The sequence below is a fragment of the Microcystis sp. M53598_WE2 genome, from assembly GCF_030067735.1.
Lineage (GTDB): Bacteria > Cyanobacteriota > Cyanobacteriia > Cyanobacteriales > Microcystaceae > Microcystis > Microcystis aeruginosa.
Window position 1 is genome coordinate 1 of record NZ_JASJFE010000138.1, and the last position, 1,621, is coordinate 1,621.

Consider the following 1,621-nt stretch of genomic DNA (forward strand, 5'->3'; position numbering starts at 1 on the left):
CAATTCTCCTACCTAAAAAGAAGGTTAGAAACTAAGCACATCAAAGCTTTTAGCTTAACCAATTAGGTCTTAGATTCGGTCGAGTGACTTTTAAATTATTACAGATATATCAGCAGCTGCGTGTAAGCATCCCACCGAAAAACTAATGCGCGAGGGGTTTGGGGACGGCGCTTGCGTCCCCAACGGGGGGTTTGGGGGGTAGAACCCCCCAAAAGCTTGGATTGAGTGATAAAATCGAAAGTAACGCCCGACTTTAGCCGAGAGTTTCCCCTTAAAAATCCCAACTTAGTAGATTTACAAAAATGAGATGCAGCCTTCTCGTTTCTGTCTGGAAGGAAGAGCCAATATTTTCCTAAAAACGGCGGGTTTTATCGATTCCGTAGATAATTCCCGTCACCACGGAAGAGAGAATTAATAACAAAATTAATCCTCCTGGTAAAAAAGATAATATTCCCATGCCGCGCAATATATAAACTAACACGGTCACTAATAGGAAACCGAAAAAAAGAGACTTTAAATAACTAGAATTTGAGCGCATTTACTTAGATTAACAGTTCCTCTTGACTTAAGTTTAACTTTTCGACAATCATTGCCAGAATTTTTTCTTCCCTTTTTCCGTTACTGATAGATTCCAGTAACCGGCAATTGAGGATAATTTTTTCCCCGTTGGATAAGGTTAAAATAATCCGTCGGTAATTAGACCCCAAAAAGCCTTTGTACTCTTCTACTTTTGCCTCAACAATTCTCTCTAGAAGATAATCACTTTCACTTCTAAAAGTTAAATGTTGTCGCCTACGGGTTAGGGTAGCGGTACCCTGATTAAAGACATAACTCTCCCAATAGCTGACATCATAAAGTAATAACAGACCTGACAATAAGCATAACATACCCCAGAGATAATAGGGATAATTATGGTGGTGTTCTAGCAGTGCTGACAAGGTATCTAGGGGACTTTTGGCAATAATTTCCTGAGCTTGATATCTATTCACAAAACTCTCAAATCGAGTTTTAAAATCACTAGCTGACTGCACATCCCGAAAATTCTCGATGTAGAGATAGTTATTTCTCCCGACCAATAAAACCGTGTTATTAACAGTTTTTTTCTGCTCAACACTGATAAAAACTTCTTGATAGACAGCCGTAGCTTTAATGTGAGTTAAAGAAAAATTTTCCCGACTAGAAACAGGAAAATTATACTCTTGGACATATTGACAATCTATTCTTTTTGTGCCTAACCTCATGCAGTTGAGATAAGCGCGCTGGAAAGAAACCACATAGGCTAAAAACAGCAAAGGAAACCCAGCCAGAAAAAACCCCAGAAAAGGACGATATTTAGGAGCCTTATTCTCTAATAAGAGTGTAGTCAGCGTTTTTTGCTTAACTCGCATAGGAAACCCTACAGGTACTTTGTTCTAATTGTACTACAGCTTTTTTCAGCATCCTTCTCAGGATCGATTTATTTAATCTGCTGACCGGGAAAATTGTAATGATTATTCACGAAAATCTGACATCAGTCTCTAGACTGCCTCTATCTTGACCTTTTTTGTCTGGGTTTGCCACGGTAAAACCCTGTTTATCGAGTTTTTGTAAAGCTTTGGCGATTTTTTGTTTATTGTTTGCA

General features: G+C 38.6%; 2 protein-coding genes. Both read right to left on the reverse strand.

The window, feature by feature from the left end; genetic code table 11:
* Positions 1 to 352 precede the first annotated feature (352 nt).
* A complete protein-coding gene (locus PX636_RS03110; protein WP_002798718.1) occupies positions 353 to 538 on the reverse strand; it encodes a hypothetical protein in 186 nt (61 codons plus the stop codon).
* Positions 539 to 542: 4 nt separating this feature from the next.
* Positions 543 to 1,388: a hypothetical protein gene (locus PX636_RS03115; protein ID WP_002798720.1), complete on the reverse strand. Its 846-nt coding sequence runs from the start codon at positions 1,386 to 1,388 to the stop codon at positions 543 to 545.
* Positions 1,389 to 1,621: the final 233 nt, after the last annotated feature.

What these genes read in the sequence shown, in the direction of transcription:
- PX636_RS03110 (WP_002798718.1), bottom strand. Translation starts at nt 538, where the DNA reads ATGCGCTCAAATTCTAGTTATTTAAAGTCTCTTTTTTTCGGTTTCCTA.
- PX636_RS03115 (WP_002798720.1), bottom strand. Translation starts at nt 1,388, where the DNA reads ATGCGAGTTAAGCAAAAAACGCTGACTACACTCTTATTAGAGAATAAG.